13 protein-coding genes are annotated in these 13,625 nt (G+C 59.2%); 7 read left to right on the top strand and 6 right to left on the bottom strand.

The genetic code is table 11. The features are described from left to right. The first annotated feature begins 3 nt into the window (after positions 1 to 3). The 5 genes from ACFQND_RS20055 to ACFQND_RS20075 all read left to right on the top strand — a co-directional run bounded on the left by ACFQND_RS20055 (position 4) and on the right by ACFQND_RS20075 (position 5,791). Positions 4 to 936, top strand: coding sequence for a BKACE family enzyme (locus ACFQND_RS20055; RefSeq protein ID WP_371438155.1), 933 nt, complete (start codon positions 4 to 6; stop codon positions 934 to 936). Positions 937 to 942: 6 nt separating this feature from the next. After that, the gene (locus ACFQND_RS20060; protein ID WP_371438156.1) at positions 943 to 2,457 is read left to right on the top strand and encodes a class I adenylate-forming enzyme family protein; all 1,515 of its coding nucleotides are present in this window, start codon (positions 943 to 945) and stop codon (positions 2,455 to 2,457) included. A gap of 22 nt (positions 2,458 to 2,479) precedes the next feature. Beyond that, the gene (locus ACFQND_RS20065) at positions 2,480 to 3,265 is read left to right on the top strand and encodes an enoyl-CoA hydratase/isomerase family protein (RefSeq protein ID WP_371438157.1); all 786 of its coding nucleotides are present in this window, start codon (positions 2,480 to 2,482) and stop codon (positions 3,263 to 3,265) included. 123 nt (positions 3,266 to 3,388) lie between these two features. Continuing rightward, a complete protein-coding gene (locus tag ACFQND_RS20070; protein WP_371438158.1) occupies positions 3,389 to 4,609 on the top strand; it encodes a CaiB/BaiF CoA transferase family protein in 1,221 nt (406 codons plus the stop codon). A 219-nt stretch (positions 4,610 to 4,828) separates the two neighbouring features. Beyond that, entirely contained in the window at positions 4,829 to 5,791 is a 963-nt protein-coding gene (locus ACFQND_RS20075) for a Bug family tripartite tricarboxylate transporter substrate binding protein (RefSeq protein WP_371438159.1), read from the top strand. 218 nt (positions 5,792 to 6,009) lie between these two features. On the opposite strand, the gene ACFQND_RS20080 is transcribed toward ACFQND_RS20075, so the two are convergent. Next, positions 6,010 to 6,651 carry a TetR/AcrR family transcriptional regulator gene (locus ACFQND_RS20080; RefSeq protein WP_371438160.1) on the bottom strand — a complete coding sequence of 214 codons (642 nt, stop codon included), beginning with the start codon at positions 6,649 to 6,651 and terminating at the stop codon, positions 6,010 to 6,012. A gap of 85 nt (positions 6,652 to 6,736) precedes the next feature. On the opposite strand from ACFQND_RS20080, the gene ACFQND_RS20085 reads away from it, so the two are divergent. Together ACFQND_RS20085 and ACFQND_RS20090 are read left to right on the top strand one after the other, a co-directional pair. Then, a complete protein-coding gene (locus tag ACFQND_RS20085; protein ID WP_371438161.1) occupies positions 6,737 to 7,666 on the top strand; it encodes a sterol desaturase family protein in 930 nt (309 codons plus the stop codon). A gap of 408 nt (positions 7,667 to 8,074) precedes the next feature. After that, positions 8,075 to 8,389 (top strand): hypothetical protein, encoded by a 315-nt coding sequence (locus ACFQND_RS20090; RefSeq protein ID WP_371438162.1) that lies wholly within the window; start codon positions 8,075 to 8,077, stop codon positions 8,387 to 8,389. A gap of 716 nt (positions 8,390 to 9,105) precedes the next feature. On the opposite strand, the gene ACFQND_RS20095 is transcribed toward ACFQND_RS20090, so the two are convergent. Genes ACFQND_RS20095 through ACFQND_RS20115 form a run of 5 tightly spaced genes read right to left on the bottom strand, consistent with a single transcriptional unit; the run spans position 9,106 to position 13,609 of the window. Further along, complete coding sequence (locus ACFQND_RS20095) at positions 9,106 to 9,897, bottom strand: SDR family NAD(P)-dependent oxidoreductase (RefSeq protein ID WP_371438164.1); 792 nt, start codon at positions 9,895 to 9,897, stop codon at positions 9,106 to 9,108. A 7-nt stretch (positions 9,898 to 9,904) separates the two neighbouring features. Beyond that, positions 9,905 to 10,453: a DUF3833 domain-containing protein gene (locus ACFQND_RS20100; RefSeq protein WP_371438165.1), complete on the bottom strand. Its 549-nt coding sequence runs from the start codon at positions 10,451 to 10,453 to the stop codon at positions 9,905 to 9,907. After that, a complete protein-coding gene (locus ACFQND_RS20105; protein ID WP_371438166.1) occupies positions 10,450 to 11,742 on the bottom strand; it encodes an MFS transporter in 1,293 nt (430 codons plus the stop codon). The genes ACFQND_RS20100 and ACFQND_RS20105 overlap by 4 nt, the downstream gene beginning before the upstream one ends. A gap of 20 nt (positions 11,743 to 11,762) precedes the next feature. Beyond that, positions 11,763 to 12,335 (bottom strand): chalcone isomerase family protein, encoded by a 573-nt coding sequence (locus ACFQND_RS20110; protein ID WP_371438167.1) that lies wholly within the window; start codon positions 12,333 to 12,335, stop codon positions 11,763 to 11,765. After that, the gene (locus tag ACFQND_RS20115) at positions 12,332 to 13,609 is read right to left on the bottom strand and encodes a class I SAM-dependent methyltransferase (protein ID WP_371438168.1); all 1,278 of its coding nucleotides are present in this window, start codon (positions 13,607 to 13,609) and stop codon (positions 12,332 to 12,334) included. The genes ACFQND_RS20110 and ACFQND_RS20115 overlap by 4 nt, the downstream gene beginning before the upstream one ends. Between the last annotated feature and the right edge of the window lie 16 nt (positions 13,610 to 13,625).

Consider the following 13,625-nt stretch of genomic DNA (forward strand, 5'->3'; position numbering starts at 1 on the left):
GACATGTTCCAGCAGAAAAAAGTCATCATCAGCTGCGCCGTCACGGGCGCCATCCATACTCCCTCGATGTCCCCCTACCTGCCGGTGACGGCCGATGAAATCGCCGAAGCGTCGATTGCCGCAGCGGATGCCGGCGCCGCCATCATCCACCTGCATGCCCGCGACCCGGTGACCGGAAAACCGGACCAGCGGCCCGAAGCCTTTACACCTTTCCTCAAGCAGATCAAGGCACGCAGCAAGGCCATCATCAACCTGACCACTGGCGGCTCGCCTTATATGACGGTGCAGGAGCGTATGCAGCCGGCGAAAGTGCTCAAGCCCGAAGTGGCATCGATGAACATGGGCACCATGAATTTCGGCCTGTTCCCCATGCTCAACCGTTTCAAGGAATTCAAGCATGACTGGGAGCGGCCTTACCTGGAAGGCAGCAAGGATCTTATTTTCCGGAACACTTATGGCGATCTTGAAACCGTTCTGACAGAGCTTTCTGTCAACAACACCCGTTACGAATTCGAGTGCTACGACACCTCGCACCTCTACAACCTGGCGCATTTTGTCGAGCGCGGCCTGGTGAAAGCACCGTTTTTTGTCCAGACGGTGTTCGGCATCCTGGGCGGCATAGGTACCCATCCGGATGACGTGATACACATGAAACGCACGGCAGACCGCCTGTTCGGCGAAGACTACCGCTGGTCAGTACTGGGCGCCGGCGCCAGCCAGATGAAGGTTGCGGCCATGGCTGCGTCCATGGGCGGAAACGTGCGGGTCGGCCTGGAAGACAGCCTGTGGATTGGCAAAGGCCAACTGGCATCCAGCAATGCCCAGCAAGTGAGCAAGGTGCGCGAGATTCTCGAAGGCCTGGGGCTCGAGATCGCCACTCCGGACGAAGCCCGGGAAATCCTCCAGCTCAAAGGCAGTTCCCAAGTCAATTTTTAAACTGCCATGTTTCCCATAGACTTGCTCGTCAAGGCGGCGCGGGCAACGCCGGATGCCATCGCCTTCCAGGACGAGCAGCGCACACTGACATTCAGCGAACTGCTGTCACAGGCTTGCGCGCTGGCAGCCGCCATCCAGCAGTTGACAGGGCTACGGCGGCCCAGGGTGGCCGTGCTGTCCCCCAACTCGCTGGAGATGGCCATAGGCATCATGGCCATACATGCAGGCGGCTTCTGGCTGATCCCGTTGAACCCGCGCGATGCGAAGGCCGAAGTCCAGCGCCAGGTCGCGCTGGTCAAACCGGACCTGTTCATTATTGATGCGGCGCATGCAGAGGGTTTTGATACATGCGGCATGCCGGTTATTTACACCGGCATACATGGCCATGACGAAGACAGTCACGAAACCATCGCGCACTTGGTCAGTAAGCATCATGGGGAGAAGCCTGTTTTCGCGGGCACCGATCCGTCGGAGCCCAATGCAATCAAGTTCACCGGCGGTTCTTCCGGCCGGCCAAAAGCTGTCGTCCAATCCTTCCGGACCGTCAACACGGTAGCCTCCACGGTGGCCACCGCTTTTGATTTGCAGGCAGACGAGGTCTACCTGCTCACGGCCCCCATGACGCACGGCGCCGGCGCTTTCATGCTGCCCGTGCTCTCACGCGGCGGGCGTTGTGTGATCATTGAAAAACCGCGCCCGGCATCGATTGCCGGAGCGCTGGAAAAATTCGGCGCCACCATGACCTGGATGCCACCCACCCTGCTGTATATGCTGATGGAAGTGCCTGGCATTGCCGCGATGGATTTAAGCCACATGCGTCACCTGATATGGAGCGGTGCACCGGCGACCGTTGAAAAGCTCAAACAGGCGCGTGCGCTGTTTGGCAATGTCATCGAATCCGCCTATGGCCAGGCCGAGGCCTCGTCTGTCGCAACCGTGATGCGTGCACATGATGTTGTCAGCGATGAAGATTTCGCCTCTGCCGGCAGGCCGACACTGCTGTCGCATGTGGAGATAGCCGGACCGGACGGCAGCATCCTGCCCGTGGGGGAAACCGGTGAGATCATCATTCGTGGTGACATCCGCATGATCGAATACCTTGAAATGCCGGACATCACGGCACAAACCGTCAAGGGCGGCTGGGTGCACACCGGTGACATCGGCATGTTTGATGCACGTGGCTATCTGTTCATCAAGGGACGGTTGCGTGACGTGGTGATTTCAGGTGGGTTCAACGTCTACCCGCTTGATGTGGAAGATGTGCTTTGCCGCAATGACGCCGTGCAGGAAGCCGTGGTTTTTGGCGTGCCTGATGAAAAATGGGGGGAGCGCGTGGAGGCGGCCGTCATGTTGCGCGCCGGCGCCACGGCCCATCCGGAGCAATTGATGGAATTCGCACGCCAGTGGCTGGGTGCAGTCAAGACACCCAAGGCTATCCATATCGTCGAAAGCCTTCCCCGCAGCAATGTGGGCAAGGTACTGCGCCGTGAAGTGCGCAGCCAGTTTATTCCATCGGATTGACACTCCAGAAGGGGAACCCATCATGAACGACATCCTGACACAGTCTGTCATGGACAGGGTGGCCACACTCACGCTCAACCGCCCCGAAAGTCGCAATGCACTGTCACCCGACATGCGGGACAGGCTACTGGATTCACTGAAGGCCTGCGCAGACAACCCCGATGTGGGCGCAATCGTCATCACAGGCAATGGCAAGGCGTTCTGCTCAGGCGGCGATATCAAGCGCATGGCCGACATTGATCCGGTTGGCAAGGCTGAGCGGCTGGCGTCCCTCAAGCAGGCGCATCTTATTCCCGGTTTGCTGGCCGCCATGCCCAAGGTTGTCATCGCTGCCATCAACGGCTCAGCCATGGGAGCGGGACTTGCACTGGCTTGCGCCTGCGACTTGAGGATCGCGTCAACAACGGCCCGATTTGGTACATCCTTCATTAATATCGCGGTGGCAAGTGACTTCGGCGCATCCTGGAACCTGAGCCGCATTGTCGGCAACGCCAAAGCACGCGAACTGCTGTTGATGGGTGATGCAATCGACGCGGCCGAGGCCAGAACCATGGGCCTTGTTTCGCGCATATTTGAACCAGGCGACCTGGCCCGTGAAGCCCAGCGGCTCGCCTTGCGCTTTGCCAACGGCCCGCGCATCGCGCAGGCATTGCTGAAGAAAAACCTCGCAGTAGCGGCAACCGGTAGCCTGAACACATTGCTTGACCTGGAAGCTGAGCACCAGATGGTGGCCTTCTATACAGAGGATCACCGCGAGGCGGTCAATGCCTTCCTTGAAAAACGCGCACCCGTTTTCCGCGGTCACTAAAAAAACAGTCACCTCACAGCGCGAGCAAGCAGCCACGCATATTTTGTATGCTACTGTACCTTACACTAGAGCTTTCATGAAAGTCGCCAGCAACCGCGCACCCCACATAGGAAGATGCATTCAATGACCCCATCGCCCCTCGACGGCATCCGTGTCCTCGACCTGTCCAAAGTGCTTGCCGGGCCGCTATGCGCACAATACCTCGGCGACATGGGCGCGGATGTCATCAAGGTAGAAACACCAGGCCAGGGCGATGAAACACGCCACTGGCCGCCTTTTAGGGAAGCACCCGACAACAACAGGACAGGCGCGGTCTTCCTCAGTGCAAACCGCAACAAGAGAAGCCTGTGCCTGGACCTGAAAAGCGATGCTGGCCGAGGCGCTATATACAGACTGGCAAAGTGGGCCGATGTGGTGATTGCCAGCTTTGGCCCGGGCGTCTCGGAAAAGCTGGGCGTAGACGCTGCAACGCTAAGGACTTGCAATCCAAGGCTTATTTATTGCGATATTTCGGGTTTTGGCAGCGTCGGTCCCATGCGTGAAGGCAAAGGTTACGACGTGATCCTGCAGTCCTTTACCGGCATGCTGTCCATCACCGGCGAGCCCAATGGACCTGCAGTGCGCAGTCCCTTCTCTCCGGTAGACCAGGCCACCGGACTGCATGCGCTGATCGGCATATTGGCGGCGCTGTACCGGCGTGAACGCACAGGCAGCGGCGGCACCGTCGAGGCATCATTATTCGATACTGCGACAGGCATGCTGGGTTACTTCCTGCAAAGCTTCTGGGAGCGTGGCACGGAGCCACAAAAGCCCGGCTCAGGCCATGAATCGCTCTGCCCCTACCAGGCATTTGAAACGGCGGACAAGCCGTTGATACTCGGCGTTGCCAACGACACACTATGGAAAAGGTTCTGCAAGCTGGCTGATCTTGAAGATATTGCAGATCACCAGGACTACCGCACCAACGCTGATCGCGTGCGCAACCGTGAAGCCACCATCACATTGGTATCGGAGGTGCTTCGCAAACATGGCCGTGACCGGTGGCTGGCGGCACTTGACGAGGCCGGCATTCCCAGCTCGCCATTGCATACGTTGGGAGAGCTTTCCGAGCATCCACACACGAGCGCCAGCGGCATGAAGTTTGACTACGAGCATCCAGTGCTCGGCAAACTGAAGGGCATAGCACAGCCGCTTCGTTTTGACGGCGAGCGCGCAAGGATGCGGCGCCCTCCGCCACTTCACGGCGAGCACAGTCATGAAATACTGCAGGAGCTGGGTTACACCGACAGGGAGATTGAGCGCCTCTTGCAGACAACGCCGCAAGCGGGAAAAGACCAGCCCTGAATTGAGGCGGTGCGATATCAGGTCACAAAAGTATTTACGGCCTGCAAATCTATATACATTCGAAAATTCGTATGCTAAATTACGATTATGGTTGCACAAAACTGGCCCCTGACCCCATGTCTGCATCCTATCCGCAGATACCTGCCCAGGCCAGCCGTCGCTGATCGGACCATGCGCCAGAACGTTTGATTTCCACAATATTCTTTCTTTGGAGACCTCATGCATCCCCTGTTTAAAAGTTTCGCGGCTCTGGCGTTTGGATTCGCTGCTTCGGCAGGGCATGCACAAGCCTATCCGTCCAAGCCCATCAAGCTGATCGTCCCTTACGCCGTCGGTCAGGGCACGGACATCGCCGCTCGCTACGTAGGTGACGAGCTGGCCAAAGCACTCAATCAGCCCATCATTGTCGACAACCGCCCAGGCGCTGGCGGAAACATTGGCACGCAGATCGCGTCCAAATCTCCTGCCGACGGCTATACATTGCTGATCGGCACCAATGCCACGCATGCGGCCAATTCGTTTCTGTATACCAATCCGGGTTTCGACCCGCAGGCAGACTTCGAGCCAATCGCGATGGTCGGCATCCTGCCACTTGTCTACGTCACCGCACCCAACAACCCGATCAGCAACATTCCAGATCTGGTTCGCGCCGCCCGAGCCAAGCCAGATGGACTGAACACGGCCATCTCCACCACCACCTGCCGGATGGCGCATGAGCTGTTCAAGCAGCGAGCCGAAGCACCCATGTTCCCCGTGGACTTCAAAGGCAGCGCGCAGGCCCTCACCGCAGTGATAGGCGGTCAGGTGGAGTACATGGTGGACACCATCACTTCGCTGCGTACGGCTGTACTAAATGGCCAGGTCAAGGCACTCGGTGTCACCTCGGCGAAATCAAGCAAGCTTCTGCCCGGTGTGAAGTCAATTGCAGAACAGGGTGTCGCCGGATACGAGCTTGTCGGCTGGACCGTGTTGTACGCCCCAAAAGGTTTACCGCCTGAAACCGCACGCATCCTGGCTGCGGCTGTGAGCAGCACCCTGGCCCGCCCGAACGTGCAAGAGAAACTGCTTCAACTCGGCATCGACCCCTTGGCCATGACCGGCGACACACTCAAGACATTCACCGCCAACGAGAAAGAAAAGTGGGGTCGCCTGATTCATGGCGCAGGCCTGAAGCCGAACTGACAGCCTTCCCAGAGCGGAGCAGATTTTGAGGCTGGCACCTGTGCCTGTTCTGGTTATTCGCAGTACAGCTTCAGACGACAACGACCCGGGAACTGACGGGCGCCGCAGCGCGCCATAGGTATTACCACACCAGCACTGCAGAATACGTCTGAAGTCGCCTCGCTGCTCTGCGGCCAGAGTTTCGTCAAAGCATCAATTCATCTACCAAACAGCATTGTTTATTGCGCCTGATCCGTCTTTGCCAGAAAGCCCTTAATCAGTTGCAGCAATGCTTCTTCAATCTCGGCTTTGGGGATGTTTGGGGCATGGCCACTCACGGTTGCACGGGTCACACCGACAAAAGCCTGTGTGATCACAAATGCCTGTGCCGGGCTGAAACGAACGGACTTGCCACTGCGGCCCGGTACGCCCCAGGAGGTAAGAAGGTTGGCAATGAGATTGGGCGGGGTGTCGAGCAGTTTCCCAGACCCTTGCATCAGGGCGTTCTCCAGCAACACCCGGTGCACCCGGGAACGGCCGCCAAATGCACCGAAGACGGCCTGGATGAGCATACGGGCCGGGTCTTCCCCCGGGTCCCGATCCGGGTTGCTCAGCAGCGCTACGACCCGGTTGGTTACGGTCTGCATTTCGCGTTGACCCAGCATGACCAGAATGTCGTTCTTCTGGGAAAAATACTGATAAAGCGTACCAATGCTGATACCGGCCACTTCGGCAATGCGGTTGGTCGTCAGGGCGCTCAGCCCCTCCTTGTCGAGTATCCGTGTGGCGGCCTCCAATATGAGTTCAATCTTCTGCTGCGAGCGTTCCTGCAACGGCTTTCTGCGCGTAACCATTTGATTTTTAACGGCTTTTTTCTTCATGACAGCATGCGCGAAACGCGAGTATGAAAACATGAGCTTAGCTCATATAGTTTCATTCATCAAAGTTTTTCCAATGGATTGAGCCATGAACACACTGGTACTCACCCAAATCATCGGCACCTCGGTAGTGCTGTTTTTCTCGCTGCTGGAGGCGCTGGTGCTACAGCGGCGCAAGCCCGGCACATTCGACTGGTCGGAGGCATGGTTGTCGATGGGCGACATGCTGGGGCGGCGCCTTATCGCGCTGCTGCCGCTGAACATTGCCACCCCGGTGTTTGCCTGGGTCTGGCAACACCGCCTGTTCACTCTCGAGATGAACTCCTGGCTGCTCTTTGCCCTGCTGTTTGTTGGGCTGGAGTTCTTCTACTATTGGTACCACCGTGCCGCGCATCGCGTTCGCTTTTTCTGGGCCACGCATGCAGTGCACCATTCACCCAACCAGCTCACGCTGTCCACCGCATTCCGCCTGGGCTGGACAGGCAAGCTGACCGGCACCACCCTGTTCTTCATACCGCTGGTGCTGGTGGGTTTTAGTCCTCAGGTGGTACTGGCGACCCTGTCGCTCAATCTTCTCTATCAGTTCTGGCTACACACCACCTGGATACCCAAGCTGGGCTGGCTGGAGTATGTGCTCAATACACCGTCGGCCCACCGCGTGCACCACGCATCCAACCTGGACTATCTGGATGCAAACTACGGTGGCGTGCTGATTGTGTTTGACCGGCTTTTTGGCACTTATCGCGAAGAGCGTGCAGAGGAGCCGTGCATCTATGGTTTGGTCAAACCGATGCGATCGCACAACATTTTCACCATGGAATTTCAACAATGGATGGATCTGTGGAGCGACATGCGCCACACGCCCAGGTGGCTGCACAAGTTGGCGTTGATAGTAATGCCGCCCGGCTGGTCGCCCAACGGAAAAAGCCAGACCACAGAAGCCTTGCGCCGGAACGGCAAGCTCGCTGTTGCACCGGTAGCTCCTACGCTCACTGCCCGGACAGACTTGCCAGCTTGAAACGGCGTTGCCCCCAAGCGTGGAGATCGTCGCGTCACCGAAAACAGCCCCGCGAATCCATCCGGCTCCATCCTCATATTTGCCATTGCCAGCCCAGAATGATCAAGGACGGCTCCTGAAGTATCAGTGAGCAGCCCGATATAACAAAGGGCGACTGAAAAAAAAGATTGCTCAAACAGGTTGACGATCGTCGCCAAACTCACACCGCAACTTCTGCCGAGCAAACAGTATTCCAAGTTTGGAATATGTGGCGTCACACGTGTAATGCAGCGCATGCGTTCGGTCATCACTTGGGCTGCAGCCAATGGTCGTTATCCCCGTCTGCGGCTCATGTGGTACGGGCAACTTGAAAGCATCCTAGTCCAATATACTGTATATTTATACAGGCACTAATTGGAGCTCAATTTTATGAACGAACCATACGTCGTCAGCCTTCATGGCGTTGAGGGGTTGCCCGCTGCAGAGAGAATTTCGGCGGAGCTGCGGGTCATCAAGGAATTGGACCGCGGCCTGGGTGGTGCGGAGGCTGTTGTGGAGACGTATCGCGCGTGGCGTGATGCCTGTGAGTGTGACGCCAGTGAGTTGAGTGCGTCAACGGCAAGCCTGGCTGTGAAGTGGCCCAAGGCTTTTGAGACGGCGCAGCGCGCTGGGCTGAAGAACATTGGTGAAAGCGATGCGCATTTTGAGATTCACCTTGCACAACAAAGTGTTGCGGCCGGCTAAGCGAGGAAGCTCATGCGGCTAAACTTGGTGCTGCTTATTTGGCAAGCATAGCCAAGAAGAGCCAATGGTGGCGCCACATTTTCATGTTGTGCCAGCAGTTATCCACAAAGTTAACCCCAATTCGGATGTGCAACTTTTCGGGATAAATCCTGCACTGCCATAACCCAATTTACGCTCTGTTTCACCGCCACCCAACCACGAGTTCCAGTATTAACGTCATGTTTAAAGTTGCCGCCTTGATTGTCGCCATAGTTTCTGGAACCGCTGTGCTCACCCTGGTCGGTGCTGTGGTAGTCGGGCGCCGGCTTTCAGGCGAAGAGATCGCGGTCACATTCTTAGGCATGGCGCTTACGCTCGCATGCTGGGTCGTCGCTCAACGCCGGCATGCGCGAAAACGGCTTCGGAACCTGCGCGATTCGGCGCTTTGGTAACAGCGCTGCAACCTTGCCGTAAAAGATAACCCTGGCAGCCGACGAGGTCTCGCACTTTGCCCTATTGAACTTTGATCTCACCCTGCACGATACGCCCTGCGATCAGGCAGTTCGGGTGCTGCCAGGCCACCTACATGTGGCGCAAAGTACGCTGAATTTCGGCTAAATCCTGCCGTTCTTTAACGCGTGCATCGCAGACCTATATGGCGTCCAGCGCTTCCGCTCCAACCCAGGTGAGAGACCGCAAAGCCTATGCAATGCGGCCAAACGGATGCAATGAAGTTTCTAAGCCTGTCTGAGGCGGCGTGTGATCGCAAAAAATGCGGGATAGGGTAAAAGCCGCAGGGCTTTCATCCAGCAGGTAAAGCGTTTGGGGAAGTGGATTTCAAACTCGCCGCGTGCCCAACCATGCAATATTTCACGCGCCGCCTCCTCGGGCGTGATCAAGGCGGGCATTTTGAATTGATTCTGGCGGGTCAGCGGTGTGTTCACAAAGCCGGGGTTGATCAGCGACACGCCCACCCCCTGGTCGTGCAGGTCCAGATACAAGGTCTCGGCCAGGTTGATCAGCGCGGCTTTGGTCGGGCCGTAGGCCAGGCTATTGGGCAGGCCCCGGTAGCCCGCCACACTGCCCATCAGGCTGATGTGGGCGCGCTGACCGGTGCGCTTGTCCAGCGGCTGCGCCAGCAGTTGCGGCACCACCGCATCCAGCAGGTTGAGCGCGCCCAGATAGTTGATTTCGTTGTGGCGCAGCAGGTCGCGCAGGTCCATGTGCGTGGCATTCATGGCGTGATAATGTCCCGCGCAGTAGACCACGCAGTCCAGCGCGCCCCGTGCCCCCAAGACGGACGCCGCCGCCTTGACCGCCGGTGCGTCACACACATCCAGCGGCAGAGCCAAGGCGCCGGCGTGCGCCTCGACGAATGCGTTGAGGGCGTCTGCGCTGCGGGCCGAAACCACGACCTTCGCGCCTTGCGCGTGCAGTGCCGATGCCGTGGCCCGGCCAATGCCGGTGGACGCGCCCAGCAGCCAAACCGTACGACCGCGCCAGTCCGCCATGCGAGAGTTCAGTGCCATGGTGTATTTATCGCTTGATAAATGAGAGAGTCACTTCGCCCAAGGCAAAACCCCACTTGCGCATGGCGGCTTTGTTGAGCATGACTTTGTCATTCAGGAGGTACATCCAGTCGTCAAACTGCACGTCTATGACCCGGCCGTCTACCGGCAGGGCAAGGGTGTAGGTCCAGTTGAATGCGTTGCCGCTTTGCTGGCCTTCGGCGCTGCCCACCACATCATCCGCCCGACCGGTGTAGCGGCCGTTGGCGTGGCGGGTCAAGCGCCAGATGCGCCGCTGGGTCGTACCGTCCGAATAGCTAAAGGCTTCGTCCAGCACGCCAGCATCGCCGTTCCAGGTGCAGGTCATCACTACTGTAAATCGCTTGACCACTTTGCCTGAGCGGTCGGTGAAGATGCCATAGGCATCCAGGGTGCCGTTGAAGTAGTCGCGCAACTCCAGCACCGGGGTTTCCTTGGCGTAGTCCTGAACCTGCGGCGTACTGCATGCGCCCAGAAAAGCCGTAAATATGACGGCGACGAAGAGGCGCGATCGGTCAAAAAAGCTGCGTTGTTTCATGGTGTATGCGGCTGGGCCGTCGGTTGGATGATGAAAAAATGGAGAGCGCCGGCCGCCAGGGCTTTGAGCCCACACGGCAGGAGACAATAGGCAATCGTGAGCAAAGTAGCCGCGTGGGCATCCCGCGCGCCGGGCGTATAGCCCAACCAGCCCAGCAATGGCAGGGCCAGGCCGGCGGCCAGCGCCAGATTGAGCTTGGTGGCAAAGTTCCACCAGCCGAAGTAGGCCCCTTCTGCGCGCCCGCGGTCACCGGCCTTGGCAATGATGCCGGCCAGCAGTGCGCCTGGCAGGGCCAAGTCGCTCCCCAGAGCGATGCCCGACAAGGCGCACACCAGCAAAAACCACAGCGCATCACCAACACCGAGCTGGCTCGCGCCCAAAAAAACGGCAATGGACAAAAACATCCCAAAGCGCCAGCTGCGCGCCAGCCCCCAGCGGCTTACCAAGCGCAACCACATGGGCATGGACAGCGCGCCACATACAAAGTAGACCGCCAGTACCGCGGACTGCATGGCTTCGTTGGCCTGCAAACGGTCTTGCACAAAAAACAGCACCAGCGTCGCGGGGATAGCACTGGCAATGCCGTTGAGCAGATACACGCCCAGCAGGCGACGAAAGTCGGGGCTGCGCCATGGGTGCCACAGCGCGCCGGGTGCCGTGGGTTCAGCGCCTGTCGTCGCGTGGTGACGGCGTTCGGGTTGAGGCGCTCCGCGCCAGGCCCAGCAGCCACAGACCAAACCGACGAACAGCAGCGCCAGCATGGCGGGCACGCCCAGGAGCGCGGGGGTGATGGCCGCCAGAAGCACGCCCACCAAGCCTAGTCCTTCGCGCCAGGCCACCACGCGGCTGCGGTACAGCGCATCGCCGCCCAGCATGGCGCCCCACGACTGGTGCGCCACCGACAAGGCACTGTAGGCCGCATAGGTCAGCACCAGCCACAACATTGCCCAGTACAGCAGCGCCGTGGGTTCACGCACCAGCGGCATGAACAGCAAAGAAAATCCTGCCGCCAGTAGGGCAGCCGCCCATGCACCCATTGCCAATACCGCTTGTAGTGAGGTGGCATACAAGCGGTCGCATAAACGGCCAAGGAGTGGATCAATCACCGCATCGAGCAGGCGTGCGCCCAACAGCACGGCTCCCAAAGCCGCCAGCGACACCCCCCACTGGCGGGCATACAGATTGGGCATCAGCACATACAGCGGCAGGGCGCAAAACGCCAAGGGCAAACCCAGCAGGCCATAACGCACACCGTCATCCACGCTCCAGGTTTGGGGCGCTGCTTGCATGTCCGTTGCCTTGCCAAGACTCATGGTGCTGCGCCCACCGGCGCCGGTGATCTGGCCTGCGCCAGCAGCGCGCGGCGCAATTGCGGCTCAGACGTTTGAGGGGACAGCCAAATACCAAAAAAGAGTTTTGCAAAGGCCGGGTCGCGCACTTCACCCAGCAAGCGGCCATTGCTCCAAAACACCGCGCCCGTGGCGGGCTGGTGCACGCCGGTGATACGGTCCCCGGTGTTCACATCCGGGAACAGCGCCCGCATCTGGTTTTCCCAAGCGGTTGCTTGCGCCTGGCTGATAGGCGCCTGGCGACGCATCTCCGCCATAGAGCGTTTGGCAATGTCCACACCCTTGAAGTCGCGCAGGTAGGCCAGCTCGAGCGCAAACGGGCTTTGTTCATAGGCTGACTCGGCAAATCCGGGTGCGATCCACAGGGTAGCCTGGTAGACCTCCAAGCCCCAGAACTTCAACTTGGCCTGGCCTGACAGGCTGGCCACCGGCAAGGTGGGGCGCAGCTCTGGCGGCAGGGGCTGGGCCTGAATTCGCAAGCCATACAGGCACCCGGTCAGCGCCAATATTGCGCAAGCAGCTACATTTTTCATAGCGAAATCGCGGCAGGTTTATGCAGGGTGTACTGCACCAGGCTGATATCACCCGTGTCAAATGCGGCTTCGCAATAAGCCAGGTAGAACTCCCAGATGCGCATAAAACGCTCGTCAAAGCCCAGCGTGGCGACCTCGGCCTTGCGGGCCAGGAAGGCATCGCGCCAGCGGCGCAGCGTCTCGGCGTAGTCGGCGCCAAATGCAAATTCGTCCACCACCTCCAGCCCCGCAGCCTGGGCCTGGCGACGAAACTCTCGCGGGCAGGGCAGGCAACCACCGGGAAAGATGTACTGCTGGATGAAGTCGGTCGATGCCACATAGCGGTCAAACAGCGCGTCGTTTATCACAATGCTTTGCACGCAAGCCCGCCCGCCGGGTTTGAGCAGACGGCTCACGGTCGCAAAGTACTCGGGCCAATAGGCTTGTCCCACCGCTTCCACCATCTCGATGGAGCAAATTGCGTCAAACGGCCCATCCGGAATGTCGCGGTAGTCCTGCAGGCGCAGGTCAGCATGCCCGTGCGCACCGCTGCTCACGCCCAGGCGCTGCATGCGGACACGGGCGTAGGCCAGTTGCTCGGTGCTCAGCGTCACACCCACCACGGTTGCGCCACGGTGCACGGCGGCTTGCTCGGCGAGCGCGCCCCAGCCGCAGCCAATTTCCAGCACGCGGTCGCCGCGTTTGACCTCAGCCATGTCTAAGGCGCGGCGCACCTTGGCGTTTTGCGCCTCCAGCAAGGGGCGGGACAAGTCGCCCTCAAACCAGGCGCTGGAATAGTTCATGGTCTCATCCAGCCAGAGGCGGTAAAACGCGTTGCCCAGGTCGTAATGGGCGTGGATGTTCTTGCGACTGTTGGCGCGGCTGTTGTGATGCAGCAGGTGCTTGACGCGGTAAAGCAGCCGCCCGAACCAGGTGCCGAAGATCATGGCATCGACCTCCTGGCGGTTGGCGGAGAACACCTTGAGCAGCTCGGTCAGGTTGGGTGTACTCCAGTCCCCGGCGATGTAGCTCTCGGCAAAGCCAATGTCGCCAGACTTGAGGGCCGCGCCAAACACGTTCCAGTTGTGCAGCGTGATGCTGGCGCTGGGGTGCTTGGGCGTATGCATGGTGTGCTGTTGCGGGTGCTCGCCAAAGCGGCGCTGCGAGCCATCGGGCAGTTGCAAGATCAGTGCGCCATGACGCAGGTTTTGCAGCAGGCGCAGCGCGCTTCGGGCAGCAGCCGGCGCGTCTTTTGGGAAGGCCATGCCTTGGGCGGTGCGGGTGGCGGTGTTCATGGTGGACTCCTGGAAG

The organism is Polaromonas aquatica, assembly GCF_042659145.1.
In the GTDB taxonomy this organism is placed as follows: Bacteria; Pseudomonadota; Gammaproteobacteria; order Burkholderiales; family Burkholderiaceae_C; genus Polaromonas; species Polaromonas aquatica.

Coding starts and splice junctions, on each gene's coding strand:
- ACFQND_RS20055 (WP_371438155.1), top strand. CDS start 4: ATGTTCCAGCAGAAAAAAGTCATCATCAGCTGCGCCGTCACGGGCGCC.
- ACFQND_RS20060 (WP_371438156.1), top strand. CDS start 943: ATGTTTCCCATAGACTTGCTCGTCAAGGCGGCGCGGGCAACGCCGGAT.
- ACFQND_RS20065 (WP_371438157.1), top strand. CDS start 2,480: ATGAACGACATCCTGACACAGTCTGTCATGGACAGGGTGGCCACACTC.
- ACFQND_RS20070 (WP_371438158.1), top strand. CDS start 3,389: ATGACCCCATCGCCCCTCGACGGCATCCGTGTCCTCGACCTGTCCAAA.
- ACFQND_RS20075 (WP_371438159.1), top strand. CDS start 4,829: ATGCATCCCCTGTTTAAAAGTTTCGCGGCTCTGGCGTTTGGATTCGCT.
- ACFQND_RS20080 (WP_371438160.1), bottom strand. CDS start 6,651: ATGAAGAAAAAAGCCGTTAAAAATCAAATGGTTACGCGCAGAAAGCCG.
- ACFQND_RS20085 (WP_371438161.1), top strand. CDS start 6,737: ATGAACACACTGGTACTCACCCAAATCATCGGCACCTCGGTAGTGCTG.
- ACFQND_RS20090 (WP_371438162.1), top strand. CDS start 8,075: ATGAACGAACCATACGTCGTCAGCCTTCATGGCGTTGAGGGGTTGCCC.
- ACFQND_RS20095 (WP_371438164.1), bottom strand. CDS start 9,897: ATGGCACTGAACTCTCGCATGGCGGACTGGCGCGGTCGTACGGTTTGG.
- ACFQND_RS20100 (WP_371438165.1), bottom strand. CDS start 10,453: ATGAAACAACGCAGCTTTTTTGACCGATCGCGCCTCTTCGTCGCCGTC.
- ACFQND_RS20105 (WP_371438166.1), bottom strand. CDS start 11,742: ATGCAAGCAGCGCCCCAAACCTGGAGCGTGGATGACGGTGTGCGTTAT.
- ACFQND_RS20110 (WP_371438167.1), bottom strand. CDS start 12,335: ATGAAAAATGTAGCTGCTTGCGCAATATTGGCGCTGACCGGGTGCCTG.
- ACFQND_RS20115 (WP_371438168.1), bottom strand. CDS start 13,609: ATGAACACCGCCACCCGCACCGCCCAAGGCATGGCCTTCCCAAAAGAC.